Genomic DNA, 26,525 nt, shown 5'->3' on the forward strand with positions numbered 1-26,525 from the left:
ACAACAAACTAATACCAATTTCGATCCTGAACCAATCGAAATTAATCTCGAAAGTTAACCTTGAACAAGTTAATTTTCAAAACAAACAACAAACACGAAGTGGACTTTTTCATTTCAAACAAAACAAAAAAACAAACTTTAGAAGTTCGTTTTTAGAATTTCGAAATTAGAAAATAATAAAACTAATTTCGTATTTCGAATCTCGATTTTCTAATGAAAAAACAAACAACAACGATGAGCTTAACAAAAAAAGACTTCATTTACGAAGGGAAAGCAAAACAAGTTTACTCAACAGAGGAAGCAGACAAAGTAATTGTGTATTACAAAGATGACGCGACTGCATTTAATGCACAAAAGCGTGGAACTGTTGAGGACAAAGGAGAAATGAACAACAAAATTTCGACTTTAATTTTCAACTATTTGATTGAAAAAGGAGTTAAAACTCACTTCATCGAGCAGTTGAATGATCGTGAGCAATTGGTGAAAAAAGTATCAATTATTCCAATTGAAATGGTTGTGCGCAACTATGTTGCTGGGTCTATGGCTCAACGTTTAGGCTTAGAAGAAGGAGCGAAATCTCCAGTTACAATTTTCGATATCTGTTACAAAAAAGATGAATTAGGAGATCCATTAATCAACGATCATCATGCAGTTTTATTAGGTGCTGCAACATATGATGAGTTGGATGAAATGTATACACAAACTGAAGTAATTAACGAAGCATTGAAAGAATTGTTCTTAAAAGCTGGATTAATTTTAGCTGATTTTAAAATTGAGTTTGGTAAAGATGTTGATGGTAATATCATTTTAGCTGACGAAATTTCTCCTGATACATGTCGTTTATGGGATGTTGAAACAGGTAAAAAATTAGATAAAGACCGTTTCCGTCGTGATTTAGGTGATGTTTCAGAAGCTTATCACGAAGTATATAATCGTTTGACAGAAGTTTTAAAATAAACATTTTTTTCATTCTATAATGATTGATAAAAAATTACATAAAAGCCAATTAAAAGCTGAATATTTAACGAATTTCTACGAAAGAAATTTATTAAAAAAATATGCAGCCGATACTGTGGATAGTGTAAACGAAGAATGTGGTGTTTTTGGGGTTTATTCGCCAAAAAACATCAACACTTATTCTATTGCGCAGTTTGGTTTATTTGCGCTTCAACACCGTGGACAGGAAGCGTGTGGTGTTTCTTTCTTGAAAGATGGAAACATCAAAACGGTGAAAAAAACAGGTTTGGTATTAGACGTTTTCAAAACAATGGAAGCCGAAATTGAAGAATACCAAGGAAATGCTGCGATTGGACATACACGCTACACAACTGCTGGAGGTGGAAGTCGTCGTAACATTCAGCCACTTTACACGTACAATATTTACGGAAAACCTCATTTCTCTATTGCTCACAACGGAAATTTAATTGAAGTTGAAGCATTGAGAGCTGAATTAGAAGCAGAAGGTTTACCATTTTTAGCAACTTCGGATACGGAGGTTTTATTACGTTCTATTCAAAAATATTCGCATTTAGATATTGTAGAAGCTATTCAGAAAGGAACAGAAAAAGTAAAAGGAGCTTATTCGGTTTTGTTATTAGCGAATAATCAAATGGCTGCTTTTCGCGATCCAAACGGAATTCGTCCTTTATGTTTAGGTAAATTGGATGATGCGTATGTTTTCTGTTCAGAAACATGTGCATTAGATGCTGTCGGAGCAGAGTTTATTCGTGATGTAGAGCCAGGAGAATTGATTGTTGTAAATGAGCAAGGTTTGAAATCTTATTCATTAAATCAACCAACGCAACGTAATATTTGCGCTTTTGAGTACATTTATTTTGCACGTCCTGACTCGAATATCGAAGGAAATGAAATCTACGATTTACGTGTAGAATCTGGTCGAAAATTATACGAACAATCTCCTGTTGATGCCGATATTGTGATTGGTGTTCCAGATTCTGGAATTCCGTCTGCAATTGGTTATTCAGAAGCTTCGGGTATTCCTTACGAACCAATTTTGATTAAGAATCGTTATATGTCGCGTTCGTTTATCGTGCCATCGCAAGAAATGCGTGAGCGTGTGGTAAACTTAAAATTGAATCCTATCAAAAATAAAATCAAAGGAAAACGTTTGGTTGTTTTAGATGATTCGATTGTACGTGGAACAACTTCGAAATTATTAATCAAAATCTTAAAAGAAGCAGGAGCAAAAGAAATTCATTTTCGTTCTGCTTCGCCTCCAATTATTGCACCTTGTTATTTAGGAATTGATATGCCTTCTAAAGCAGATTTAATTTCAGGAAATAAGTCAATTAAAGAGGTTGAAGATTATTTGAATGTCGATTCGTTAGATTTCTTAACGGTTGATAATCTGATTGATTTATTAGGAAGTAAAGAACATTGTTTTGGATGTTTTACAGAAAAATATCCTGTAAATTATTCTAATGAAGAGTGTAAAGAGGTAAAACCTTTGCATATAGATTAATAAGTTATACGAATTTCGAATCTCGTATTTCGAAAAACTAAATCATAATTAAAAATGAGCAATACATATAAACAAGCCGGAGTAGATAAGGAAGAAGGTTATCAAACGGTATCGAAAATTAAAGATGCAGTTGCAGCAACACACAATGCAAACGTGTTGAATGGAATTGGAAGTTTTGGTGCATTTTACCAATTAGGAGGTTACAAAAATCCTGTTTTGGTATCAGGAACCGATGGTGTAGGAACTAAACTACGTGTGGCTTTAGATTCTAAAGTTTACGATACAGTTGGGATTGATTGTTTCGCAATGTGTGCAAATGATATTTTGTGTCATGGTGCAAAACCATTATTTTTCTTAGATTATTTAGCTTGTGGAAAATTAGATTCTGATATCGCAGCAGAAATTGTAGGTGGAATTGCACAAGCGTGTAAAGAAACTGGAACAGCATTAATTGGTGGAGAAACAGCAGAAATGCCAGGAATGTACCAAGTTGGTGATTATGATGTTGCAGGATTTTGTGTTGGAGTGGTAGAGCGCGACGAAATTATCGATGGTTCTAAAATAAAAGCTGGACAAGTAATTATTGCGTTACCATCAAGTGGTTTCCATTCGAATGGATTCTCTTTGGTTCGTAAAGTTTTCCCAGATTTTAACGAAGAATTTGAAGGTAAACCTTTGTTCGAAACATTATTAGTTCCAACAAAATTATATCAAAATGATATTTTCAAAATCAAAGATGCTGGAATCGAAATGTCTGGAATTGCTCATATTACAGGAGGTGGATTAATCGAGAATGTTCCTCGTATTATAAATGACGGTTTGACGGCTGTAATAGAAAAAACAAAAATAAATGTACCAACAGTGATGCAAGAATTAGCAAAACGCGGAGGAATTGCAGAAAACGAGATGTTTGGAACATTTAATATGGGTGTCGGAATGGTTGTCATCGTTGACCAAACTGACGCTGAAAAAGTATTGAATATTATTGATGGAAGTGCGTTGATTGGAGAAATTCAAGAAGGTGCTGACAAAATTATATTGAAATAGTAGATTAAATAGTTTAAAAAAGCCGGATAAGATCTCTTATCCGGTTTTTTTGTTTTAGGTAGAATATTAAAACTCGATATCATCAGCGATTGTTCCGCCCATTTCGTTTTGAAATTGTTTTAAATATTCTTCTTTCTTTTCCATTTGATAAGTAATCATCGAAGAATAATTACCAGAACGAGTCCAAATAACAGCTTGAGCTTGAAAATCTACAATTCCGATTCCGTATTTATCTAGAATATATTGCGCACCATCTTTTCCAACTTCTATTGCAGCATCTCTTTCGGCAGCTAAATCATAAAAGAAATGTTCGTCCGTTTTCAAACGTTCTAAGTTTGGATTTGAAGCTGTATCAGCAGAAAGATTTCCGTTATTTCCTAATGTTGGATGTTCATCAATTTTTGTGAAATATTGGCTATATAAGGTCATTACAGTCATTTCTGTATCTTGTTCCATACGTTGATTCCAAATCAAACTTGCTTCGTCCCATTGCGGTTTATCAACTCCCAAAGCTTTCAAAACATCAGTTTCAGGAACATTAGAACCAATTTTCACAACTCCTGCAGCATAATCGTACAAAGAAATTCCATGAATCGGCTCTAACAAAGGATTATCTTTTGAATCTTCAAGCACTTTTGCGTCATGTTGTTGATACATTTGTTCAATTCCAATATCCGAATTTTTATCATCATATTTTTGCACAAACTTTTCTAACTGATCATTAATACGATCATACAAAGCCATTTTATTGTTTTCAGCTCTGTCATATAACTCTTGTTGATTTGGGGCATCCGTTAAAAAGGCTTCTGCATATTTCTCAAAATCATTTTCGATGTTTTTTATTTTATCATCAAAATATGCAATAGCATGTTGTTGCAAAGAATCATCGCCTTCGTAAGGTCCCATTTTACGCACTTGCTCTTTATATTTTTCAAGATCGATTTTCCAAATCGAAATCGAATTTTCAACTTTTTGACGATTATTAGAATTTAAAGCATTGTAAAAATTCTCGTAATTGTCTACATAATGTTCATCAATTTCTGGAATGATGTTACTATAATCGATGTAATCTTCAAAATAAATAGGTTCTGGTTGATAAGTACTTTCTGCAGATTCATTCTCTGAATTTGACGATTGCGTTGTGTTATTTTCTTGTAAATTTTCAATTGCTTCTTCTGCTTTATTGAAAATGCTTTTTAATTTTCCGAACATAGTTTTGAGTTGTTTAATTATAATTATTTTGTTGTTTTAATGATTGATAATGGTTTTCTAAATCAGTCAGAATTGTAGTTTTTTCTACAGCTTCTTTCATGAAATTCATACTGAGTAATTCTTTGTTTAAAAGTGTTTCAAAAGCAAGTTGATCTATTTTTTCTAAATCATTTATAGTCGAATTTTGATTGATAAATTTTGTTCCAAATTGATCGATAATACTTTGATAAAAAGCCGCTTCTGTTTCCGTTTCATGCTGAAAAGTTTGTACAAAATCATTAATTTCTCTTTTATAAACTTCTTTGTAAGAATCGGTTAATTCTGGAATTAGATTCTTTTTGATAAAGAATTGTTGTCTTGCATGTTTTTCATTGTTCAAAAATTTTTCAAAAACTGAATTTCCAGGAATTGGATAATCTAAAATCCCTGTTTTTTCTGTCGCAATTTCTCTTGCCAAATCAGGTAAAAGTGACATTCTCGTTGACGGAATAAATGTGTTTTGCGTTTGACAAAATTCGCATGTAACATAAGCAGAAACAAAATAGACTTTCTCGATTTTTAGGTTCGCTCCACATTGCGCACAACAAAAATTGTTCTTCGTTGTTTCGTATTCTACTAATAATTTTTTGAGTTTATCTTCAGAACTTTCAGCTTTTACTTGACTAAAAATATTTCCCAAAATCGAATCAATTTTATCATCAAAATCATCTAACAAAAGCGAAGTTTCATAAATCTTAGCATCATGAGAATACATATAATCATCTGCTCTTACATCTTTATCTGAGTAATAATATGAAAAAGATTTTTTCTCAATTTGCTCTTTGAAAACTTCTTTAGCTTTAACTTTTAATGTTTCATATTGCCCTGTAATTCCAGCTTTGAAATGAATAAATCTTAATTCATCCAAATCATTTATTTGTTGTCCAGCTTCTATCGTTTCAGTTTCTAATTCCAAAGCACGCTGTTCTAATTTCAATAAAAAGCTTTTGAAACGATCAATTAAGTTGTCTAATTCTACAAAATTATTTTCCATTATTCTTTCGAATTATCTGAGGTTTTAATATGTATTCCATCGTCCAATTTTCCACTAATAAATTCGTAATTGCAATAGGCGCATTTGGTAACACCATCTTGTTTTGCACGACCAGCACCGCAATTTGGGCAATCTACAGTTTCTAGCTTTGATTGATTTTTCATGAAATCTCCTCCAAGATTCGTTTGATTCTCTGCTTGAAGTTTCAATTTTTCAATCAATGATAATTTTGGCTTTTCGTCATTCATATCATTTTAATTTGCGATATTTTCTTCTTGTTTTCTTCCCATAAAATAGAGAATAGCACCAACGATAACGAACGCAATTTTAATTCCCCACGCAACGCCTTCGCCCCAATTGTAGATCCAAGCCAAAAGACGAGGAACAGCATTAAAAAAGTTCAAAACGATTGCTAATAATCCAAAAATAGCCATGTAAGTTCCAATAGTTTTCATAAAATTTAGTTTTTAGTGGTTATAATTTATCTAATAATTCAGCTTTTTTTGACTGATATTCAGTATCTTCAATCAAGCCTAAATCATAGATTTCTTTTAATTTTTTTAGTTTATCTATAACAGATTCTTCTTGATTTTGAGTAGGTTGTTGAGGTGTGTTCTGTTGAATGTTTTGTTGCGTAATTCCTTGCATCATCAATCCAAGCGCAGCTGTATCTTGCACACTTTGTTGCATCGGATTTCCATCTTTTCCAATCGCTAAAGAAGTATTGAATTGTTGAAACTTGTTCATATCATCAATCATATTCATACTACTTATTTTATCAATATTGTCGTTTACTTCTTTTGGTAAAGTCGCCGAACTAATGGTAAATTGAGTAACATCGATTCCGAATTGCTCGAAATGTGGAGCGATTAACGGTTGTATTTTTTGATTAAGCGCAGTCAAATTTCCCGCAATATCAAGCGCAGAAATATTTGCTTGAGCCAAAACTTCGGCAAAAATAGGTGCGATAAAATCACGTAATTGATGCTCTAATTCGAAAACAGTCAGGATAGGAAAAGTTCCTGCATATTTTGAAAAGAATTTTCTGACATCAGAAATTTTAATATTATAACTTCCAAAAGCTTTGATACGAATTGGACCAAATTGTGGATCACGAAGTAAAACAGGAGCAGGAGTTCCCCATTTTAAATTGACAAAATCTTTCGTCGAAAAATAATAGACGTCTGCTTTAAAAGGTGATTGAAAACCATATTTCCAACCTTTTAATTTTGATAAAATAGGAATATTTTCGGTTGCTAAAGAAAATGTTCCCGCTGAAAAATCATCTGCAAAAACCCCTTGATTAAGAAATAATGTGGCTTGGCTTTCTCTTACGATTAATTTCGCGCCATTTTTTATCTCCTTGTCTTGATCAGGAAATTTTAGCATCAACAGATTTGGATCTTGTTCTATCCACTCGATAATTTCGATAAAAGGTCCGCTTGATGATAAATTCATGGTAGTAGTTTTTTTGAGTTGTTGTATTACAAAGTTGTAAAATCGTCACTCAAAAAAACTCACTAATTTTAGCTAAATTGTTATCTAAACATCATTATTAAAATTAGTAATACAATGATTACGGCAATTACCGTAAATACAATTTTAATGGTGCTGTAAGGTCTGTCTCCAGCTATTTGACCCGTCATTCCGTTGATATAGAAGATGTAGTTTTTGTTATTGTACAAAAAAGAACTAACATAAATTGGCAATAATATGTGTTTGAATTTTATTTTATCAAATTTTGTGAACATGTCATTTATGCGTTGTTCATCTCCGCCGATATCACGTTTCACACTTTCTCGTTCGTATTGAATAAAGATATTTTTTGCCCTCGCGTAACTATCTTTCAAATCAACTTGATATTTTTCGGTAATATAACCTTCGAGATAATTCTGGTCAATTTTTACAACAGCTTTCGGATTCCAACCTCTTTGTACATTGCTTAAAATGGTAGGATTAAGACTTTTGGTTCCGCAAACCAAAACGTCATCATAAAAATTGTTTACACTGCCCGCTTTATAAGACCAATCGACACGTCTTATTTGCCTTCTATTTTTTCCAGGACCAACTGTTTCGTAATATGCATCACCGCGTTCGCCTTTGTAATCTGTAAAAGTTTCTGTGTCAAATGTCCAAAACGGAACATAAATTCCATTGATATTATCTGCTGATAAAATTGCTTTTTTTAGATTGTCTGGAGCAAACCAAAAACCATTTACCCAATTTTTCAGAATATCATTTATTTTGATTTTATCAACCTGAAAAGGCAAAACATAACTTGGTTTTATATATCGTTCTTCGTGTATATTTTCTTCAACTAAAGGCGAACCACAATACGGACACATCATCGAACGCAGATTTTCGTCTACGGTTGGTGTCGCTTTACAATTGTTGCAGGTTATAACTTTTGTTTTATTAAATTCTTCTTTTTCGTAGGTTTTGATAAAACTTTCAAAATCAATTTCATTTAATATAAAATTCTCTTGTTTAATCTCTTGCGTGCTATTGCAATAGGTACAAACCAGCAAATTTGTTCCAGCCTTGTAAACCATTGGTGCGCCGCAGGATTTGCAAGAAGTGGAAGCTGTATTATTTGCTTTATAAATTTCTTCGGTAGCCAAGTTTTCTTTTTTTAGTTGAGAATTATGCTTGAGGTAATGGAGGAGGAGTTTGACCAAATAATGAAGTTAATTCGCTCTGATTTGCGGCACTTTCCCAATTTGCCATACCAGTTTTCCAAACCAATGTGTCTTTTGTAAGTTGTCCATTTGCAATCATTTGTTTCAAAGTTGTCAAATCGAATGGACCAGTTTGTTGACCATTATTTGCAACAAAAAACGAAACTGAAGTTGACGAAATAGGAGGAGGCGTTTGATTTTGATTTGATTGATTATTATTTTGAGCGAAACCTTGCGTAAATTGATTTGCCATCGCAAAACCAGCACCCATTCCAACGCCAGCACCAGCTAATCCAGATGGATTATTTGCTGCTGCTTCCATTGCTTTTGCAGCTTTTAGTTGAGCAAATTTGTTCAAATCTATTTTATCCAAACGACTCAATTCGAAGATTTCTTTCTTGATTTCTTCTGGCATCGAAATATTTTCGATCAAAAATTTAGTCACATCAATTCCATAAGCTCCAAAATCATCCTTCATATAATTGAAAATTGCTTCGGATAATTCATTCAAATTTGCAGCATAATTTTCAATTGGTAAATTTGCTTCGCCGATTGAATCTGTAAATCGAGTAACAATCACGCTTCGCAATTGTTCATTGATTTGCTCTGTTGTAAAAGAACCAATTGTTCCAACAATTTCTTTGATAAATTTTCCTGCATCCGAAACTTTAAATGTATATGTTCCAAAAGCTCGAACTTCTATCATACCGAAACGTTCGTCGTTTAGAATAATAGGATTTTTAGTTCCCCAACGTTGATCCAGAAAAGTTTTTGTACTAACAAAATAAACTTCTGCTTTAAATGGACTATCAAAACCATATTTCCAACCTTGTAAAGTCGATAAAATAGGAAGATTTTGAGTGTTTAGCGTATAAGTTCCTGGCGAAAAAATATCTGCCAATTGTCCTTCATTAATAAAAATAGCCAATTGCCCTTCACGAACAACCAATTTTGCATTATTTTTTATTTCGTTTTGATAACGTTCAAATCGATGAACAATCGTATTTTGATTATTATCTAAAAATTCGATAATATCGATAAATTCACCTTTTATTTTTTTGAAGAAATCCATCATTTGAATTGATTTAGTTTGACTTAGTTATAAATCTAAAGTATAAAAATTTAATTAATATTTACATCATTTTTTTTAAGACTTAAATATTTATCATTTCCTTACTTCATTCAATCTTTGTATCTTTGCAGTTCATTCAAAAAACTCCAAATTCACTCATAAGTTATGCAACAATCTAAGGCTTTGGCAATTCTAAAATCTGGTCGAAATGTATTTTTAACAGGTTCTGCGGGTGCCGGAAAAACTTATGTGTTAAATCAATACATTCAGTATCTTAAACAACATGGCGTTCCTGTTGCTATAACAGCTTCTACGGGAATTGCAGCAACGCACATGAATGGTCAAACGATACATTCATGGGCTGGAATTGGAATAAAAGATTATGTTTCGGATCGATATTTAGCTTCGCTTCGCGACAAGAAATATTTTCGTGATAAAATGGACAAAGTAAAAGTCTTGATTATTGATGAAATCTCGATGTTGCACCGAAATCAGTTGGATGCGGTTGATTATGTATTGAAATTTTTCAAACAAAATGATGAACCTTTTGGAGGTGTCCAAGTTATTTTTTCGGGAGATTTTTTCCAGTTGCCACCGATTGGTGAAGAGTGGGAAGAATCGAAAGATAAATTCTGTTTTATGTCAGATGCTTGGGTGCAATCGAAAGTACATATTTGCTATTTGACAGAACAATATCGTCAGACAAATAATGCGTTAAATGATATCTTAAATGAAATTCGCTCTGGAAATATTTCGCAAAAAACGGTTGATTTATTAGAATCTCGAATCGAATATTTTCCAGATGAAATAGATTCACAAACGCGTTTGTATACACATAATATGGATGTAGATCGAATCAACAAAGGTCAATTGATTAATATTGATTCTTCTTCCAAAATATTTGAAGCAAAAGTTGCGGGAAATCCAGCTTTGGTTGAGGTTCTTAAAAAATCTGTTTTAGCAGAAGAAATTTTAGAATTGAAGATTGGAGCAAAAGTGATGTTTGTTCGTAACAATTTCGAAGTTGGTTTTGTAAACGGAACGCTTGGAAATGTATCAGGTTATACCGAAAAAGATGAGCCAATTATCAAAACGTTAGATGGAGAATTTTATGTTGTAAAACCAGAAACTTGGGCGATAGAGGACGAAAGCGGAAAAGCGTTGGCTTCATTCACACAAGTTCCGTTGCGTTTAGCTTGGGCGATTACGATTCATAAATCACAAGGAATGACGTTAGATTCTGCGTTTATAGATTTGTCGAAAGCGTTTGAAAAAGGTCAAGGGTATGTTGCACTTTCACGTTTACGAGATCTCAATTCGTTGATGTTACATGGTCTTAATCAAACGGCTTTAGAAATTGATTCGCTTGCGATGAAGGCTGATAGACGTTTTCAGGTTTTATCGAATGAAATGGATGAGTTTTTAGACGAAAAAGAATTGCAAAATTCTTGGGCTGCTTTTATTCGATATTCTGGAGGAACGTTGGATAAAAAGCAAATCGCGAAGAACATCGAAAAGAATAAAACCAAAGAAAAAGGACAAAAGAAATCTACTTACGAAATCACACTAGAATATGTGAAAGAAGGGTTGACGTTGGAACAAATTTCAGAGAAAAGAGGGTTAACTACTTCAGCAATTGTCGATCATATTGGTAAAATCAAAGAAAGTGAACCTGATTTGGATTACTCAAAATTTAAACCTTCTGATAAAATTATTGATAAAGTTCGATTGGCTTATAGTGAAATCGAATTTGAAGAGAATAAAGTTTTAAAACCAATTTACGATTATTTTAATGGTGAAATTGGTTATGAAGACATCAAAAAAGCATTACTTTTTATTGATTAAATAAAAATTGTCAGTTCAAAAATCTAAATAACTGACAAAATTGGTCAAATTATTCGAAAGGAATAATTGTTGTTAAAAGATAAGTATTAAAAATGAACGCTTTTTTAAGCATCCATAACTTACAATTTATGTCAATAGAAAACAACAATGTAGTTTCAGTAAACTACTCATTACATACCATCGAAGCGAATGGTGAAAAAGTATTTGTAGAACAATCAAATGCAGAAGAACCATTAACTTTTTTATTCGGAGCTGGAATGATGATTCCAAAATTTGAAGAAGAATTAAAAGAATTAGCAGTTGGTGATAAAAAATCATTCGTAATTACTCCAGCAGAAGGATACGGTGAAAGAGTAGAAGAAGCTGTTGCTCAATTACCTTTAGATATGTTCAAAGAATCTGGATTACCACCAGTTGGAGCAATTTTACCTTTAACTGATGATGCAGGAAATCAATTCCGTGCTTCAGTTGTAGAGGTAACAGAAGATGCTGTAATTGCAGATTTGAATCCTCCAATGGCAGGAAAAACATTAGAATTTGAAGTTGAAGTTTTAAATGTTCGTCCAGCAACTGAGGAAGAATTATCTCACGGACACGCACATGGAATTGATGGAACTCAAGGTCACTAAAAAATATTTTCAAAAGGCTATTTCGATAAGAGATAGCCTTTTTTATTTTTAATTGTGAATAAATCATTAATAAATAGATTAAATCCAAGTTATATTTTTCGGCTTGCTTCAACTAAAATCTTATCTTTGTAAAACAAACAAGATTACTTACAAACAAACATGAAAATAGCTGTATTTGTTTCCGGTGGCGGAACAAATCTTCAAAATATTATTGATGCAGTTGAAGACGGAACGTTACCAAATGTCGAAATTTCGATGGTAATGGCAGACCGCGACTGTTATGCAATAGAACGATCGTTGGATAAAGATATCCGAACGTATGTCTTAGATCGAAAAACTTTTTCGGAAGATGCCGAACATAATTTAGAAGGAGAAGAAATCGACTTAATTGTTTTGGCAGGTTTTTTAACCATATTATCTCCAGAATTTACCACGAAATGGGGCGCGAAAATGATTAATATTCATCCTGCATTATTACCAAAATTTGGTGGAAAAGGAATGTATGGAGCAAAGGTTCACAAAGCGGTTTTAGAAGCTGGCGAAAAAACATCAGGAGCAACTGTACATTTTGTGACTGCTGGTGTAGACGAAGGACAAATCATTTGTCAAGGAACTTTTGAGATCGAAGAAGGTGACGAAGTAGCAGATTTACAGCGTAAAGTTGCTGAGGTAGAAAGTGAAATCTACATCAAGGCAATCAAGCAAATCAGCGAAGCATAAAATATAGAATGCCTCAATGTCGTGTACATTGAGGTTTTTCATTTCCAATAAAATAGTAAACAAACAATAAACTTTAAAAACTAAACACAATGCAAAAACAAGCGCTAATCAGTGTTTCGGACAAGTCAAACTTGTTAGAATTTGCAAAATTCTTGGTTGAGCAAGACTACAAAATCTTATCAACTGGAGGAACTTACAAACATTTACAAGACAATGGAATTGAAGTTACAGAAGTAAAAGATGTAACTGGTTTTCCTGAGATTTTAGATGGTCGCGTAAAATCTTTACATCCTGCAATTCATGGTGGTATTATGGCGCGTCGTTCGGACGAAAACCATATGGCAACAATTGCAGAACATGGAATTAACCCAATCGATATCGTTATTGTAAATCTTTATCCATTCTTCGAAAAGATGAATACAGGTCTTTCTGAAGCAGAGATGATTGAATTTATTGATATTGGTGGACCATCAATGTTACGTTCTTCTGCAAAGAATTTTTATGATGTAACGGTTGTAACGGATGTGAATGATTATGAAGTTGTGATGAATGAAATTCGCGAGAATGGTTCAACTTCTATCGAAACGCGTAAATTATGTGCTGGTAAAGTATTCAACTTAACTTCTGCTTACGATGCGGCGATTTCTACTTACATTTTAGGAGAAGATTTCCCTCAATTTTTAGAGTCTTCTTACGAAAAAGTGATGGATTTACGTTACGGAGAAAATCCACATCAAAAAGCGGCTTATTATGTTGATAAAACAAAAAATGGTGCAATGAAAGATTTCGAATATTTACAAGGAAAAGAACTTTCTTTCAATAATATTCGTGATATGGATTTGGCTTATAAAGTGGTTTCAGAATTTGAAGAAATAACTTGTTGTGCAGTGAAACATTCAACACCTTGTGGAGTGGCGATTGGAGATAATGTTTTAGAAGCTTATGAAAAAGCTTATGAATGTGATCCAATGTCAATTTTTGGTGGAATTATAGCTTTCAATAGAGAGGTTGATGGAAAAACTGCGGTTGAATTAAATAAAATTTTCTTAGAAATTGTGATTGCGCCTTCATTTACAGAAGAAGCATTAGAGATTTTCAAACAAAAGAAGAATTTACGAATCATCAAAGTCAAAAATCCTGTTTCGGATAAAGTAACTTACGTAAAAGTTGATGGAGGATTAATTGTTCAGTCTACAGATAATCAGTTTTCAACAGATCTTAAAGTTGTAACAGAAGCTCAACCGACAGATCGTCAAATGACAGATTTAGTTTTTGCTCAAAAAATTGTAAAATGGGTAAAATCTAACGCGATTGTTGTAGCGACGAATGGTCAAGCTTACGGAATCGGAGGTGGCCAAACGAACCGTATTTGGGCGGCTCAACAAGCGATTGCACGTGCAAAAGAAAAAGTGGAAGAAGATTTAGTATTAGCTTCAGATGCATTTTTCCCTTTCCGTGATGTAGCAGATTTTGCAGCAGAAAATGGAATTAAAGCAATTATTCAACCAGGAGGATCAATTAAAGATCAAGAATCTATTGATGCTTGTAACGAACGTGAAATTCCGATGGTTTTCACAGGAATGAGACATTTTATGCACTAATTGATAATTAGTTAATCTGCTAATTTGAAAATTCGTCAATTCGAGTGTTTTTGTAGAAAATGTATCGAGAATAGAATTTTCAATTATAATTAAAAACTAAAAGTGAATAATGAAAATGTTTTGAAAGATAAGAGTTATAATTTTGCTTTAGAAATTATTAAACTTTCAAGAAATATTATTCAAAATAAAAGTGAATATATTTTAGGAAGACAATTAATGAGATCCGGAACAGCAATTGGTGCTCTTATTCGAGAAGCTGAATTTGCTCAATCAAAGAAAGATTTTATCAATAAAATGAGTATTTCGCTAAAAGAGGCAAACGAATCGTTATATTGGTTAGATTTATTAAATGATTCAAATTTGATTGAAAATAATATATATACAAATCTGAAAAAACTTAATTTAGAATTAATCGCAATATTAGTCAGCTCTATTAAAACGGCTAAAGCGAATTTAGATTAAATTTATTTTTCAATTTTCACTATTCATTTTTCATTTAAAAATTAAAACAATGGAACAAAATAATAACGCAAACCGCGAATCGCAAACTGCAACTCGCATCTTAGTAATCGGTTCAGGTGGTCGTGAACACGCAATTGGATGGAAATTTGCTGAGGACTTCAAACAAAAAGGTCAAGAAGCAGAATTATTCTTTATTCCAGGAAATGCAGGAACAGCACAAATTGGAACTAATGTTTCGGTTTCTTCGATTGAAGAAATGAAAAATTACGCGAAAGAAAATCAAATCGATTTAACTTTTGTTGGTCCAGAAGCTGAATTAGCAGAAGGTATCGTTGATATTTTTCAGAAAGAGAATTTAAATGTTTTCGGACCTCATAAAGCTGCTGCGCAATTGGAAGCTTCTAAAGCTTTTGCGAAGGATTTTATGGATAAATATGGTGTGAAAACAGCAAAATATAAGAATTTTCAAGGTCCAATGTTGGCGATTGATTATTTGAAAACACAAGAGTATCCAATTGTAGTGAAAGCCTCTGGTTTAGCGGCTGGAAAAGGAGTGATTATCTGCCAAGATTTTGAAGAAGCTAAACAAGCTGTTTTAGAAATTATGGAAGATAAAACCTTTGGTGATGCAGGAAACGAAGTGGTTATCGAAGAATATTTAGAAGGTTTTGAAGCTTCTATTTTGTCTTTCTTTAACGGGAAAAAAATCGTTCCATTTGTTTCGGCAAAAGATCACAAGAAGATTGGTGAAGGTGAAACTGGTTTGAATACTGGTGGAATGGGCGTTATCGCTCCAAATCCATTGTTTACAGACGAGCATTTCAAAATGTTCGAAGAAGAAATTATGGAGCCAACAAAATGTGGTTTAATCAAGGAAGGATTGGAGTTTGCTGGCGTTATTTTCTTTGGATTGATGATTACGACAAAAGGAGTTTATTTGTTGGAATATAACCTAAGAATGGGCGATCCAGAAACGCAAACAACTTTACCTTTGTTAGAAAATGATTTGGCTGAGGTTGTAAATAAAGCAATCAAAGGAGAAGATTTTGACTTGACTTTCAAAAATCAACATGCGTGTTGTGTGGTTATGGTTTCGGGAGGATATCCAGGAAATTACGACAAAGGTTTTGAGATTCGTGGTTTAGAAAATGTAACTTGTCCTAATTTTATTGCTGGTGCAAAATTATCAGGAGAACAAATTTTGACTTCTGGTGGACGTGTAATCAACATAGTTGGATTAGGAAATACATTAGAAGAAGCACGTGAAACTGCTTATGAAAACATCAAAAAAGTACATTTTGATTACGAATATTATCGAAATGATATTGGAGTAATTCAATAAAAAAATACAGTTTATATTATTAAAAAATGCGTTTCATTTGAAACGCATTTTTTTTAATTTATTCTGAAAATTCGACGTGATAAACATCGCTTTTATTTCGATTTATTTTTCGGTATTCAAAGCCTCCAGCTTGCGGAATAATTTCGACCAAATCAAATGATTGACAACTTTTTGGCAAACCATTGAAAATTAATGTGAAATGAAGAGATGAACCTTCTTCGATATACGTCCAATTTGGATACATCGTAATTCCGTCTGCAAAAACCAATTGACAACGTTTTCCTGATTGATTATCAATAATAAAAGTAGAAGGCCAAATACGTGCAGCATTTGCATATTCGTCTGCAGTCATACAACAATGTATAATAACCTGACTTTCCTCTTCGATATTAGTTAAGAGTTCTGAATCAATAAAAATCTTTTCTTCAAGAATAGTTGCACTCATTATTTTGCAATTTTTTTGATGTACAATTCTTCTACTTTTGCACGTGCCCAATCTGTTTTTCGAAGAAATTTCAACGATGATTTCAAACTTGGATTATCATTAAAACATCTGATGTTAATTTGATTTCCCAAACCTTCCCAACCGCCATAATAAATCACTAATTCTTCGATAATATCGTCTAAACGTTTTCCGTGTAATGGATTATTTTTTTGACTTTCCATTTTGCAAATTTACGAAAATGTTTTTGGTGAATTTAGAATAGTTCAACCTTTCTAAAATTCATATTTTTCTTCCAATTGTTCTGCTAAATGCAAAATATCATCCACTCGCGCCAATTGTTCAATCCAATTGGTCGGAATTGTTTCTGCATCATAATAAATTCCTGCAATTCCACCAGCAATACAAGCAATTGTATCGGTGTCATGCCCTAAATTCACAGCTTTCAAAACACAATCTTTATACGAATCTGTATGCAATAAACACCAAATAGAAGCTTCTAAACTATCCATAACATAACCAGTTGATTTAATTTCATCTTCTTTTAAATCAATTAGTTTTCCACTTAAAATTCGTTCGAAATATTGAAATTCGTTTTTATAAATTTCATTTTCTTCTAAGAATAATTTTAACCAAAAATTCGTATTCAGATAAGCTTCTTCTAGATTTTCGGAATCCAAGACATTCAACGCAAATTCAATATAATAAATACACGCCAAAACAGAACGATTGTGCGCATGCGTGATAGAAGAAACTTCTTTGACAATTTCACAACGTTCATCAATCGATAAATCTTTTGTGAAAATTGCTAAAGGAAGAATACGCATTAACGACCCATTTCCATTATCAGATTCGTCTGTAGAACCAGCTTCGGTTGGATTTTTTACAACTCGTAAACGATTTATTGCTTTTCGTGTAGAAATTCCCACATCAAAGACTTCTCCGTCAGCCGTCCAATAACCTTCATGCATCCACATCTGAAATTTTTCTGCAATATCATTTACATTATAACCATTACACAACGATTCTGCTAGACAAAACATCATCGAACTATCGTCAGAAAAAGTGCCTGGAGGCATATTGTATGTTCCATAACCCATCATATCTGTCACGGGATTTTGTTGTAAATATTGCCTGCTTTTAAATTCAACAGGAACTCCTAATGCGTCACCAACCGCCGATCCAATTAATATATTTTTCGAAAAATTTCTTCTATTCATAACCTTCTTTTATAAATGAAAAATAATTGTTTTTTTTGAATATATCCAAATTATTTTTGAAAATGAATAAATTAATCATAATAAATTTATTCATTTTAGATAAAATATTAAAAATTTTATAATGAATAAAAAGAATAAGTCGTATTGTCAGTTTTGAAAAAATTGGAACTGATTTTGATTAAATTATGACACAAACTTATTAATTACTATGGCTTTTATAGATTATTATACAACATTAGGTCTGCAAAAGACCGCATCACAAGATGAGATAAAAAAAGCTTATCGGAAATTGGCACGTAAGTATCATCCCGATCTTAATCCAAATAACGATGAAGCTGCACAGAAATTTAAAGAATTAAACGAAGCAAACGAAGTGTTGAGCGATCCAGAAAAACGTAAAAAATACGATAAATACGGAGAAAATTGGCAACATGGTGAAGAACATGAGAAAGCTCGTCAACAACAACAGCAACAATATCAATATAGTAATAGCGATTTTGATGGGACTGAAGGTTTTGGTGATTTCGATGGCTATTCAGATTTTTTCAGTTCGATGTTTGGACGCGAAGGTAGAAGTAGATCAACAGGTTATAAAGGGCAAGATGTAAATGCCAGTTTGACACTAAATTTGACAGATACATTGACTTCGCACAAACAAACTTTTGCGGTGAATGGTAAAAATATTCGAATTACAATTCCTGCTGGAGTAGAAGATGGACAAACGATTAAGGTAAAAGGTCACGGAGGAAAAGGTTATAACAATGGACCAAATGGAGATTTGTATATCACGTTTCATATCGAAAATAATACATCCTTTGAGGTCAATGGAGCAGATTTATCTACAATAGTTGAGATTGACTTATATGATGCGATTTTGGGTGGAGAAGCGATGATTGATACTCTTTCTGGAAAAGTAAAAGTCCCGATAAAAGAAGGAACAGAGAATAATAAAAAGGTGAAATTAAAAGGAAAAGGTTTACCAATTTATAAGAAAGATGATCAATTTGGAGATTTGTATGTGACATTTTCTGTAAAAACTCCAACTAATTTATCAGCAGAAGAGAAAGAATTATTCGAGAAATTACGTTCACTTAAAAAAGCTTAAAACCATGAAAAATGTAACGATATCTGTTATTCAGTTTAGTAAATATCATCAGATTGAACCTCAATTTGTGATTGATTTGTACAAAAATGATTTGGTTGTTTTGCACGAACGTAACCAAGAATATTTTATCGAAGAAAATGATTTAAAATTAATCGAACGATTTATTGAATTTCATTATAATTTGGGCGTTAATTTAGAAGGTTTAGAAGTGATTCATCATCTTTTGAAACAAATCGAAACGCTACAAAAACAATTAAAATAAACTAATTCAAAAACAACCTTTGCAGAAAACTGCAAAGGTTGTCTTATTTTTGCATAAATATTTTTGTATGGATACTCCCGAAAAGAAGAGTAAATTAAAAAAATTACATTCGCGCAATCGTCATTTAGCGCCTTATAATTTCGAAAAATTGTGTGCGATTTATTCGCCACTTTCCAAATATATCAAACCCAATAAAGAGAACGAACCAACGATTAATTTCTCGGATAGAGAAGCTGTAAAAGCGTTGAACAAAGCGTTGTTGAAAACATATTATGACATTGATTATTGGGAATTGCCAAAAGATAATTTGTGTCCGCCAATTCCTGGTCGCGCCGATTATATTCATTACGTTGCCGATATTTTGGGCGAAAGTTTTGATGGAGTAATTCCGCGTGGAAAAGATGTAAAAGTCTTGGACGTTGGTGTTGGTGCGAATTGTATTTATCCGATTATTGGAAATTACGAATACGATTGGAACTTTGTTGGTGCAGAGTTGGATTATGCTTCTTTCAAAAATGCGGAAGAAATTGTGAAGAAAAATGCTCGATTACGTAATAAAGTTGAGATTAGAATGCAATTTAATCCGAACAATATTTTCAAGAATATCATCAAACAAGGCGAGAAATTTGATATTACAATTTGTAATCCTCCATTTTTTAGATCGAATCAAGAAGTGATGGAGCAAACAATGCGTAAACTGAAAAACTTGGGTCAAAAATCTGATCAAAAACCAATTCAAAACTTTGGTGGAAATAATTCTGAGCTATGGTGTAGAGGAGGAGAGCGTCTGTTTATCACGAAAATGATAAAAGAAAGTGCAGACTATAAACATCAAGTAAAATGGTTTACAACATTGGTTTCTAAGAAAGAAAATGTTCGAATTTTAGAAGGAATTTTAAAACGTGAAAAAGTAAGAGATTACCGAATTGTAAATATGCAACAAGGGAATAAAATTTCGCGTTTATTAGTTTGGAGATTTTAATTGATTTATTTTTAATTCATTAAAGGTTTTATTTAAAATTATTCCAAATTTTTCTGAAGGGTTTATTCGGTTTAAGATTTGTTTTACCTTGTATAAACAAAATTATTACAAATGAAAACAAATAGAATAATGGCTTCTTTGGGAGTTTTAGCGTTGATGTTTAGTATCTTTTCGTTTACAACTTCTCGCCAAATTGACACAGGAAAAGCAATTTCAAGTTCAGAATGGAAAAACCTAAAAGTTTTACCACAAAACATTTCGGAAGATAGTTTGAAAGGTTTGATGCGTGGATATAATGCTGCTTTAGGTGTGAAATGTAATTTTTGCCACGCCGAAAATCCAGATACGAAAAAGATGGATTTTGCAAGTGATGCAAAAAAAGAAAAAGAATTTGCACGTCATATGATTGTGATGACACGTGATATAAACGCAAAAAATTTCAATTGGGAAAATGCAAAAAATCCTGAAATGATTAATGTTGTAACATGTGTAATGTGCCACAGGGGAAACGAAAGTCCTACAAAATCATTGATTGAGCCTGTAAACGTTGAGTTGAAAAACGTGAAAGATGTTGCAAAAGAAAAATTAGCTCCAGCATCTGGATCAGCGAAAGTTGAGAAAAAATAAAGAATAGAAATATAAGCTCCATTTTTGGAGCTTTTTTTATAAATTTAAGCTTGTTAACATTGTTGATATGATTAAATTTTTATGCATTCTTGTTCCTTTATCAATATTTAGTTGTAATAAAACAGAAAGAAAATTTTCAAAATGACCCAGTTACAAAAAATGGTTCTAAAGATTTAATAGTAAAAAAATATTATCATGGTTTTGGAAAGTATTCTCATCCATTATATTTATATGATGAGTTTAAAATGAAAGATTCAACTAATGTTAAAAAAGCTTATTGTATTGGATATTATAGAGATAATAGATTAGTCAAAATTGAAAAATATCTTCATCAAAATTTTGAATTTGGATTTATTTATAATTACAATCAAAATGGAGATTTAGAAAAAGTTATTAATTTACCAATTGAAGATAAAAAGTGAGATGTATAAAATTTAAAAAAGCCATTCGTAAGAATGGCTTTTTTAAATTTATTTCGAAGGAATAATCTACTCCTTAACCTCTGATTTATTCGAAATTAGCGACCAAATAATTGTTGTTAATAGAACTCCACCAATGATTGATAATGAAACTGTCGATTCGAAATGATAGAATGGCATAATAATCATTTTAATTCCGATAAAGCTCAAAATAATTGCTAAACCATAATGTAGTTTATTGAATTTATCCATTGAATTTGCCAACAAGAAATACAATGAACGTAGTCCTAAAATGGCAAAAATATTAGATGAATATAAAATAAATGGATCGTCTGGAGCAACAGCGAATATAGCAGGAATACTATCTACAGCGAAAACTAAATCAGTTACTTCAATTACCATTAAAGCGACGAAAAGTGGTGTTGCCATTTTAATTCCATTTTGTACAGAAAAGAATTTATCTCCATCAAAATTTGGTGTAACCTTAAAGAATTTGTGTACCAGTTTAACACCAAAATTTTGCGATAAATCTTGGTTTTCATCATCATCACTTGATTTCCAAGATTTGATTCCAGCAACGATTAAGAAGAATCCGAACAGTGTTAAAACGACATTTGGACGGAAGAATTGTTTTGCTGCAAAATTTGCATGAGTAGCTTCATCACCAAGATTAAAGTGCCAATCTCCAATTGAGAAAGCTGGTAAATAAGTCATTTTAATTAATTCAACTCCTGCAAAAATAAAGATTGCTCTAAAAAGAAGAGCACCTAAAATTCCCCAAAAAAGGACTTTATGTTGATATTCTTTCGGAATTTTGAAGAACCCAAAAACAAGGATAAAGACGAATAAATTATCCACGGATAAGGCTTTTTCTATCCAATATGCTGCCTGAAATTGCGAAAATTTATTGATGGCAAATGCATGTCCATCTGCTTCTTTAAAAACGAAATAAATTACACCACTAAAAATCATCGCCAAGGAAATCCAAACGACAGTCCAAGTAAGCGCTTCTTTGTTCGAAACCGCGTGCGCATTTTTATTAAAAACACCTAAATCAAGTAACAACATAATAATTACTGCAACCCCAAAAACAGTTATTAGTCCAGGATGATTCAACATGCTATCCTGTACAACACTGAAAATACTCATATAAATTTATTTAATTTGACAATTTACTATAAATTTACCAATCCTAACTCGATTGGCCTTTAAAAAATGTTTCTAAAAAAGAAAAAACAAGCAAAATTAATTTATTCCGGAATGAAAAGAGTAATCGCATACGTATTCTTAACAATTATTTTACCTATAGCTTCGAAAGCGCAACACGTTTCGCCATTGTACAAAGATTCTATTCAGATGAAATGGGTGGATGAAAAGTATAATTCTATGTCGTTGGAAGAGAAAGTAGGTCAGTTATTTATCGTTGCTGCCTATACAAACAGAGATGCGGTGCATGAGAATGATATTCAAAAATTAATTGAAGAAGAACATATCGGAGGATTAATTTTTATGCAAGATCAAGCGGCTCATCAAATTGAGTTGACAAATAAATTTCAATCGATTTCTAAAATTCCATTATTGATTGGTATGGATGCAGAATGGGGATTGGCAATGAGATTGAAAGGAGTGGAGCGTTTTCCTTGGAATATGACGCTTGGCGCTTTACGCGATAATAAATTGGTTTATCAAGTTGGAAAACAAATTGGTATACAAGCGAACAGAATGGGCGTTCAGTTTAATTTTTCGCCTTCGGTTGATGTCAATGTTAATCCAAATAACCCAATTATTGGAAATCGTTCTTTTGGTTCAAATCCTGATCGCGTTGCAGAAAAAGGAATTGCTTATATGGATGGAATGCGTGCACAAAACGTGTTATCGTCTGCAAAACATTTTCCTGGACATGGAAATACAGACCAAGATTCGCACAAAGTTTTACCTTTAATTCCAGATAATAAAGCAGATTTAGAGAAATATCACATTGCACCTTTCAAAAAAATGATTGATGCAGGTGTACAGTCAATTATGGTGGCACATCTAAATGTTCCAGCTTTAGAACCAGATCCAAAAATGCCTTCAACGTTGTCAAAAAATATCATTACAGATTATTTGAAAGGCGAGTTACAATTCAAAGGAATTGTGATTACAGATGCCTTGAATATGGATGGTGTGGCAAAAATGTTTCCTGCTGGTGATGTAGACTACAGAGCATTTGTGGCTGGAAATGATATTTTGTTGTTTTCGCAAAATGTACACGTTGGGAAACAAAAAATTATTGATGCAATTAATAAAGGTCAGATTTCTGAAGCGCGTTTAGAAGAAAGTGTGAAGAAAATTTTGATGGCGAAATATATTACAGGTTTAAATGAGGTTAGAACTTTAAATCCTACAAATGTGTTAGAAGATTTAAATTCTCCAACAAATTTAGCTTTAACAACAAAGATATTTGAGAAAGCTTCGACAGTTGTAAAGAATGAACACAAACTTTTACCAATTAAAAAATTGAATCAAAAAATTGCTTTTGTTCCGCTTGAACAAACAGATTATGATCAATTTTTGACACATTTACAAAAATATACAAATGTTGAGTTAGTGAAGATTTCAAATCCAAATCAAATCAATTTATTGAATGATTATGATGTGATTATTTCTGGAGCGTTTTTATCGAATGAAACGGTTTACAAACCTTATAAATTGTCCGATAATTCGAAAGCAATTTTGAAAGCGTTACCAAAAGACAAAAAGAAAATCTTTTCGTTATTCACAAGTCCTTACGGGTTGAAAGATTTAGATTTATCAAATTTAGACGCGGTTACAGTTCATTATCAAAATACAAAAGATGCGCAAGCAGCTGCTGCACAAGTTATTTTTGGAGCAATTGATGCAGATGGAACGTTTCCAGTAGATATCAATCAAAATTTGAAAGAAGGACAAGGAATTGTAACAAAACACATCAAACGTTTGGGATTTACTGCACCTGAAAATGTGAATTTAGGAAAAAAAAACTCTCAGAAATAGATAAACTTGCCGAAGAAGCAATTGCAAATCATTACACGCCTGGAATGCAAATTCTAGTCGCAAAAGATGGAAAAATCGTTTATGATAAAAGTTTCGGAACACAAGATAAAAATTCTTCAAAAAAAGTGAAGTGGACAGATTTATATGATGTCGCTTCGGTAACAAAGGTGACGGCGACGTTGCCTTTGTTGATGTTGGAGGTAAACGAAGGAAAATTAAACCTCGATCAAACAATTGGAGAAATTGATAATGATGCGAAGAATTCGAACAAATCTTCTTTAAAAATTCGTGAAGTATTAGCGCACCAGGCTGGTCTTAAACCTTGGATTGGTTTTTACAACGAAACTGTCAATGTAAAAAATGCACGATTATATTTAGATTTCTATTCGAGAAAGCAAGACGAAGAACATCAAATAAAAGTTACAGATAACATTTATATTATCAATTCTATAAAAGATACGATTTACGAAGATATTTATAAATCATCTTTAGGTCGTAAATCATATGAATATTCAGATTTAGGCTATTATATTTTCAAGAAAAAATTAGAAAAAGATTTTGGGAAAAATCTGAATCAATTGACACAAGAGAAATTTTATCAATCATTGGGAATGTATCGCACAACATTCAATCCAAAGGAAAAATTTAGTTTAGAAGATATTATTCCAACCGAATATGACAAAACCTACAGAAATCAACTCGTTCATGGTTTTGTACACGATCAAGGAGCTGCAATGATGGGCGGAATTGCTGGTCATGCTGGTTTATTTTCCAACTCGATTGATTTAGCAAAATTGATGCAAATGTATTTGAATGGAGGCGAATATGGTGATGAGGTTTATTTGAAGCCAGAAACTGTGGCGGAATTCACCAAACAACAATTTCATGGGAATCACCGTGGAGCTGNNGGTTTTGATAAAATGCAACATATTTCTAAAGTTGGTCCATCAGTCGAAAGTTTTGGTCATACAGGTTTTACAGGAACTGTGGTTTGGGCTGATCCTCAGTATAATATTGTGTATATATTTCTTTCGAATCGTGTCAATGAAACTGTCGAGCCAAATTATCTTTCCATTAAAAAAGTGCGAGAAAATATTCGACAGGTAATTTATGAAGCAATTTTACCTTAAATTTGTCTAAATAAAAATAGCGAATGAAAATAGGAATTGTATGCTATCCAACCTATGGAGGAAGTGGAATTGTGGCAACAGAACTGGGAATGGATTTAGCGGAAAAAGGTCATGAAGTACATTTTTTTAGCACAAATGTTCCTGCGAGATTAAACATCAAATTACCAAATATATACTTTCATCGAATTCATGTCGAAACGTATCCATTGTTCCAATATCAGCCATATGATTTGGCGTTGAGTACAATTTTGTATGATAAAGTTTTGCATTACGAATTAGATTTGGTTCATGTACATTATGCGATTCCGCATGCGTATGCAGCGTATTTTACGAAGCAAATGTTGGCGCGAAAAGGCTATAAATTACCAATTGTAACAACCTTACACGGAACGGATATTACATTGGTTGGTAAACATCCTGTGTATAAAACGGCTGTTGAATTTTCGATTAACGAATCGGATGCCGTAACATCGGTTTCCGAAAGTTTGAAACAAGATACTTTATGTGCATTTGACATTACAAATGAGATAGAAGTTGTGCCAAATTTTATTGATAATGATCAATATTTACCAGAGAAATGTGTGTGTTGTCGTGATAATTTTGCGCAACCAAAAGAGAAAGTGATTTTGCATACTTCGAATTTGAGAAAGGTAAAACGTATTGAAGATGTAATTGGAACGTTTAATTTGATTCAGAAACAAATTCCATCGAAGTTGATTATTGCTGGGGAAGGACCTGAATGGGATATGGCGGATCAAATGATTCAAGATTTTGGGATTCAAGATAAAGTAAAAAGTCTTGGAATGGTAAGTGACTTGAATGATGTTTTGAAAGCCGCAGATTTATTCCTTTTACCATCCGAACAAGAAAGTTTTGGTTTGGCAGCGCTTGAAGCTATGGCAGCAAGTGTTCCGGTTATTTCGTCGAATGCAGGCGGAATTCCAGAAGTAAATATTGATGGACTTACTGGTTTTGTTTGCCCTGTAGGAGATATCGAAATGATGGCAGAAAAGGCAATCTATATCTTAGAAGACGATAAGCGTTTGGCAGAGTTTAGTCATCAAGCAAAAGAACAAGCAATACGATTTGATAAAACGAATATTCTTCCGCAATATGAAGAACTTTATCGCAAAGTCATCGCAAAATCTAAAATCGGGTAAATCCCGATTTTTTTTATTAGATTTATTCTTTTATTAAAAC

28 protein-coding genes are annotated in these 26,525 nt (G+C 32.6%); 17 read left to right on the forward strand and 11 right to left on the reverse strand.

Annotation, left to right across the window (positions count from 1 at the left end; all coding sequences use genetic code 11):
- Nucleotides 1–234 precede the first annotated feature (234 nt).
- The 3 genes from purC to purM are packed head-to-tail and all read left to right on the forward strand — an operon-like array spanning nt 235 to nt 3,529.
- Entirely contained in the window at nt 235–957 is a 723-nt protein-coding gene (gene purC, locus B2217_RS06615; RefSeq protein ID WP_038332381.1) for a phosphoribosylaminoimidazolesuccinocarboxamide synthase, read from the forward strand.
- A gap of 19 nt (nt 958–976) precedes the next feature.
- On the forward strand, nt 977–2,482 hold the full coding sequence (purF, locus tag B2217_RS06620) for an amidophosphoribosyltransferase (protein WP_280045341.1): 1,506 nt from the start codon (nt 977–979) through the stop codon (nt 2,480–2,482).
- Between the two features lie 54 nt (nt 2,483–2,536).
- Nucleotides 2,537–3,529 carry a phosphoribosylformylglycinamidine cyclo-ligase gene (gene purM / locus B2217_RS06625; protein ID WP_280045342.1) on the forward strand — a complete coding sequence of 331 codons (993 nt, stop codon included), beginning with the start codon at nt 2,537–2,539 and terminating at the stop codon, nt 3,527–3,529.
- A 66-nt stretch (nt 3,530–3,595) separates the two neighbouring features.
- On the opposite strand, the gene B2217_RS06630 is transcribed toward purM, so the two are convergent.
- From B2217_RS06630 to B2217_RS06660, 7 genes are all read right to left on the reverse strand, one after another.
- Nucleotides 3,596–4,741, reverse strand: coding sequence for a DUF6620 family protein (locus tag B2217_RS06630; RefSeq protein WP_280045343.1), 1,146 nt, complete (start codon nt 4,739–4,741; stop codon nt 3,596–3,598).
- A gap of 13 nt (nt 4,742–4,754) precedes the next feature.
- Nucleotides 4,755–5,774, reverse strand: coding sequence for a hypothetical protein (locus tag B2217_RS06635; protein ID WP_180904877.1), 1,020 nt, complete (start codon nt 5,772–5,774; stop codon nt 4,755–4,757).
- Nucleotides 5,774–6,022 (reverse strand): hypothetical protein, encoded by a 249-nt coding sequence (locus B2217_RS06640; RefSeq protein WP_180904876.1) that lies wholly within the window; start codon nt 6,020–6,022, stop codon nt 5,774–5,776. The genes B2217_RS06635 and B2217_RS06640 overlap by 1 nt, the downstream gene beginning before the upstream one ends.
- Nucleotides 6,023–6,028: 6 nt before the next feature.
- Nucleotides 6,029–6,229: a hypothetical protein gene (locus tag B2217_RS06645; RefSeq protein ID WP_180904875.1), complete on the reverse strand. Its 201-nt coding sequence runs from the start codon at nt 6,227–6,229 to the stop codon at nt 6,029–6,031.
- Nucleotides 6,230–6,248: 19 nt separating this feature from the next.
- A complete protein-coding gene (locus B2217_RS06650; RefSeq protein ID WP_180904874.1) occupies nt 6,249–7,232 on the reverse strand; it encodes an SPFH domain-containing protein in 984 nt (327 codons plus the stop codon).
- An 80-nt stretch (nt 7,233–7,312) separates the two neighbouring features.
- Complete coding sequence (locus B2217_RS06655; protein ID WP_180904873.1) at nt 7,313–8,395, reverse strand: hypothetical protein; 1,083 nt, start codon at nt 8,393–8,395, stop codon at nt 7,313–7,315.
- Between the two features lie 22 nt (nt 8,396–8,417).
- The gene (locus B2217_RS06660) at nt 8,418–9,524 is read right to left on the reverse strand and encodes an SPFH domain-containing protein (protein WP_180906851.1); all 1,107 of its coding nucleotides are present in this window, start codon (nt 9,522–9,524) and stop codon (nt 8,418–8,420) included.
- Nucleotides 9,525–9,689: 165 nt separating this feature from the next.
- Here B2217_RS06660 and B2217_RS06665 point away from each other — a divergent pair, with 165 nt between their 5' ends.
- The 6 genes from B2217_RS06665 to purD all read left to right on the forward strand — a co-directional run bounded on the left by B2217_RS06665 (nt 9,690) and on the right by purD (nt 16,123).
- The gene (locus B2217_RS06665) at nt 9,690–11,369 is read left to right on the forward strand and encodes an AAA family ATPase (RefSeq protein WP_180904872.1); all 1,680 of its coding nucleotides are present in this window, start codon (nt 9,690–9,692) and stop codon (nt 11,367–11,369) included.
- Nucleotides 11,370–11,497: 128 nt separating this feature from the next.
- Nucleotides 11,498–11,998 carry an FKBP-type peptidyl-prolyl cis-trans isomerase gene (locus B2217_RS06670; RefSeq protein WP_180904871.1) on the forward strand — a complete coding sequence of 167 codons (501 nt, stop codon included), beginning with the start codon at nt 11,498–11,500 and terminating at the stop codon, nt 11,996–11,998.
- 159 nt (nt 11,999–12,157) lie between these two features.
- Nucleotides 12,158–12,718, forward strand: coding sequence for a phosphoribosylglycinamide formyltransferase (gene purN / locus B2217_RS06675; protein ID WP_180904870.1), 561 nt, complete (start codon nt 12,158–12,160; stop codon nt 12,716–12,718).
- Nucleotides 12,719–12,807: 89 nt separating this feature from the next.
- Complete coding sequence (gene purH, locus B2217_RS06680) at nt 12,808–14,319, forward strand: bifunctional phosphoribosylaminoimidazolecarboxamide formyltransferase/IMP cyclohydrolase (RefSeq protein WP_180904869.1); 1,512 nt, start codon at nt 12,808–12,810, stop codon at nt 14,317–14,319.
- A gap of 102 nt (nt 14,320–14,421) precedes the next feature.
- Complete coding sequence (locus B2217_RS06685; protein ID WP_180904868.1) at nt 14,422–14,781, forward strand: four helix bundle protein; 360 nt, start codon at nt 14,422–14,424, stop codon at nt 14,779–14,781.
- A gap of 49 nt (nt 14,782–14,830) precedes the next feature.
- Entirely contained in the window at nt 14,831–16,123 is a 1,293-nt protein-coding gene (purD, locus tag B2217_RS06690) for a phosphoribosylamine--glycine ligase (RefSeq protein WP_180904867.1), read from the forward strand.
- A 58-nt stretch (nt 16,124–16,181) separates the two neighbouring features.
- On the opposite strand, the gene B2217_RS06695 is transcribed toward purD, so the two are convergent.
- From B2217_RS06695 to B2217_RS06705, 3 genes are read right to left on the reverse strand one after another with little or no spacing between them, the layout of a single operon-like run.
- Nucleotides 16,182–16,568 (reverse strand): hypothetical protein, encoded by a 387-nt coding sequence (locus B2217_RS06695; RefSeq protein WP_180904866.1) that lies wholly within the window; start codon nt 16,566–16,568, stop codon nt 16,182–16,184.
- Entirely contained in the window at nt 16,568–16,789 is a 222-nt protein-coding gene (locus B2217_RS06700; protein WP_038332359.1) for a VF530 family DNA-binding protein, read from the reverse strand. The genes B2217_RS06695 and B2217_RS06700 overlap by 1 nt, the downstream gene beginning before the upstream one ends.
- Before the next feature lie 51 nt (nt 16,790–16,840).
- Nucleotides 16,841–17,785, reverse strand: coding sequence for an ADP-ribosylglycohydrolase family protein (locus tag B2217_RS06705; RefSeq protein WP_180904865.1), 945 nt, complete (start codon nt 17,783–17,785; stop codon nt 16,841–16,843).
- Between the two features lie 208 nt (nt 17,786–17,993).
- Between B2217_RS06705 and B2217_RS06710 the strand changes: the two genes are divergently transcribed.
- The 5 genes from B2217_RS06710 to B2217_RS06730 all read left to right on the forward strand — a co-directional run bounded on the left by B2217_RS06710 (nt 17,994) and on the right by B2217_RS06730 (nt 21,183).
- On the forward strand, nt 17,994–18,890 hold the full coding sequence (locus B2217_RS06710; RefSeq protein ID WP_180904864.1) for a DnaJ C-terminal domain-containing protein: 897 nt from the start codon (nt 17,994–17,996) through the stop codon (nt 18,888–18,890).
- A gap of 4 nt (nt 18,891–18,894) precedes the next feature.
- Nucleotides 18,895–19,152 carry a chaperone modulator CbpM gene (locus B2217_RS06715; RefSeq protein WP_125349027.1) on the forward strand — a complete coding sequence of 86 codons (258 nt, stop codon included), beginning with the start codon at nt 18,895–18,897 and terminating at the stop codon, nt 19,150–19,152.
- Nucleotides 19,153–19,219: 67 nt separating this feature from the next.
- Nucleotides 19,220–20,134 carry a 23S rRNA (adenine(1618)-N(6))-methyltransferase RlmF gene (rlmF, locus tag B2217_RS06720; protein ID WP_114999549.1) on the forward strand — a complete coding sequence of 305 codons (915 nt, stop codon included), beginning with the start codon at nt 19,220–19,222 and terminating at the stop codon, nt 20,132–20,134.
- Between the two features lie 111 nt (nt 20,135–20,245).
- Nucleotides 20,246–20,761: a c-type cytochrome gene (locus tag B2217_RS06725; protein ID WP_180904863.1), complete on the forward strand. Its 516-nt coding sequence runs from the start codon at nt 20,246–20,248 to the stop codon at nt 20,759–20,761.
- A gap of 89 nt (nt 20,762–20,850) precedes the next feature.
- A complete protein-coding gene (locus B2217_RS06730; protein WP_180904862.1) occupies nt 20,851–21,183 on the forward strand; it encodes a hypothetical protein in 333 nt (110 codons plus the stop codon).
- A gap of 66 nt (nt 21,184–21,249) precedes the next feature.
- Here the strand turns inward: B2217_RS06730 and B2217_RS06735 are convergent, their stop codons facing one another.
- The gene (locus B2217_RS06735; protein WP_180904861.1) at nt 21,250–22,329 is read right to left on the reverse strand and encodes a TerC family protein; all 1,080 of its coding nucleotides are present in this window, start codon (nt 22,327–22,329) and stop codon (nt 21,250–21,252) included.
- Nucleotides 22,330–22,440: 111 nt separating this feature from the next.
- Between B2217_RS06735 and B2217_RS06740 the strand changes: the two genes are divergently transcribed.
- The 3 genes from B2217_RS06740 to bshA all read left to right on the forward strand — a co-directional run bounded on the left by B2217_RS06740 (nt 22,441) and on the right by bshA (nt 26,485).
- Nucleotides 22,441–24,195 carry a glycoside hydrolase family 3 protein gene (locus B2217_RS06740; RefSeq protein ID WP_244957955.1) on the forward strand — a complete coding sequence of 585 codons (1,755 nt, stop codon included), beginning with the start codon at nt 22,441–22,443 and terminating at the stop codon, nt 24,193–24,195.
- A 44-nt stretch (nt 24,196–24,239) separates the two neighbouring features.
- Nucleotides 24,240–25,325, forward strand: coding sequence for a serine hydrolase domain-containing protein (locus tag B2217_RS06745; protein WP_291122222.1), 1,086 nt, complete (start codon nt 24,240–24,242; stop codon nt 25,323–25,325).
- Between the two features lie 23 nt (nt 25,326–25,348).
- The gene (bshA, locus tag B2217_RS06750; protein ID WP_180904859.1) at nt 25,349–26,485 is read left to right on the forward strand and encodes an N-acetyl-alpha-D-glucosaminyl L-malate synthase BshA; all 1,137 of its coding nucleotides are present in this window, start codon (nt 25,349–25,351) and stop codon (nt 26,483–26,485) included.
- The last annotated feature ends 40 nt before the right edge of the window (nt 26,486–26,525 follow it).

The sequence above is a fragment of the Empedobacter sp. UBA7620 genome (genome assembly GCF_002484185.1).
GTDB classification, from domain to species: Bacteria; Bacteroidota; Bacteroidia; order Flavobacteriales; family Weeksellaceae; genus Empedobacter; species Empedobacter falsenii_C.

Coding starts and splice junctions, on each gene's coding strand:
- bshA (WP_180904859.1), top strand. CDS start 25,349: ATGAAAATAGGAATTGTATGCTATCCAACCTATGGAGGAAGTGGAATT.
- B2217_RS06650 (WP_180904874.1), bottom strand. CDS start 7,232: ATGAATTTATCATCAAGCGGACCTTTTATCGAAATTATCGAGTGGATA.
- B2217_RS06670 (WP_180904871.1), top strand. CDS start 11,498: ATGTCAATAGAAAACAACAATGTAGTTTCAGTAAACTACTCATTACAT.
- B2217_RS06725 (WP_180904863.1), top strand. CDS start 20,246: ATGAAAACAAATAGAATAATGGCTTCTTTGGGAGTTTTAGCGTTGATG.
- B2217_RS06735 (WP_180904861.1), bottom strand. CDS start 22,329: ATGAGTATTTTCAGTGTTGTACAGGATAGCATGTTGAATCATCCTGGA.
- B2217_RS06640 (WP_180904876.1), bottom strand. CDS start 6,022: ATGAATGACGAAAAGCCAAAATTATCATTGATTGAAAAATTGAAACTT.
- B2217_RS06700 (WP_038332359.1), bottom strand. CDS start 16,789: ATGGAAAGTCAAAAAAATAATCCATTACACGGAAAACGTTTAGACGAT.
- B2217_RS06660 (WP_180906851.1), bottom strand. CDS start 9,524: ATGGATTTCTTCAAAAAAATAAAAGGTGAATTTATCGATATTATCGAA.
- purM (WP_280045342.1), top strand. CDS start 2,537: ATGAGCAATACATATAAACAAGCCGGAGTAGATAAGGAAGAAGGTTAT.
- B2217_RS06710 (WP_180904864.1), top strand. CDS start 17,994: ATGGCTTTTATAGATTATTATACAACATTAGGTCTGCAAAAGACCGCA.
- purH (WP_180904869.1), top strand. CDS start 12,808: ATGCAAAAACAAGCGCTAATCAGTGTTTCGGACAAGTCAAACTTGTTA.
- purN (WP_180904870.1), top strand. CDS start 12,158: ATGAAAATAGCTGTATTTGTTTCCGGTGGCGGAACAAATCTTCAAAAT.
- rlmF (WP_114999549.1), top strand. CDS start 19,220: ATGGATACTCCCGAAAAGAAGAGTAAATTAAAAAAATTACATTCGCGC.
- purF (WP_280045341.1), top strand. CDS start 977: ATGATTGATAAAAAATTACATAAAAGCCAATTAAAAGCTGAATATTTA.
- purC (WP_038332381.1), top strand. CDS start 235: ATGAGCTTAACAAAAAAAGACTTCATTTACGAAGGGAAAGCAAAACAA.
- B2217_RS06695 (WP_180904866.1), bottom strand. CDS start 16,568: ATGAGTGCAACTATTCTTGAAGAAAAGATTTTTATTGATTCAGAACTC.
- B2217_RS06630 (WP_280045343.1), bottom strand. CDS start 4,741: ATGTTCGGAAAATTAAAAAGCATTTTCAATAAAGCAGAAGAAGCAATT.
- B2217_RS06740 (WP_244957955.1), top strand. CDS start 22,441: ATGAAAAGAGTAATCGCATACGTATTCTTAACAATTATTTTACCTATA.
- B2217_RS06705 (WP_180904865.1), bottom strand. CDS start 17,785: ATGAATAGAAGAAATTTTTCGAAAAATATATTAATTGGATCGGCGGTT.
- B2217_RS06715 (WP_125349027.1), top strand. CDS start 18,895: ATGAAAAATGTAACGATATCTGTTATTCAGTTTAGTAAATATCATCAG.
- B2217_RS06645 (WP_180904875.1), bottom strand. CDS start 6,229: ATGAAAACTATTGGAACTTACATGGCTATTTTTGGATTATTAGCAATC.
- B2217_RS06665 (WP_180904872.1), top strand. CDS start 9,690: ATGCAACAATCTAAGGCTTTGGCAATTCTAAAATCTGGTCGAAATGTA.
- B2217_RS06635 (WP_180904877.1), bottom strand. CDS start 5,774: ATGGAAAATAATTTTGTAGAATTAGACAACTTAATTGATCGTTTCAAA.
- purD (WP_180904867.1), top strand. CDS start 14,831: ATGGAACAAAATAATAACGCAAACCGCGAATCGCAAACTGCAACTCGC.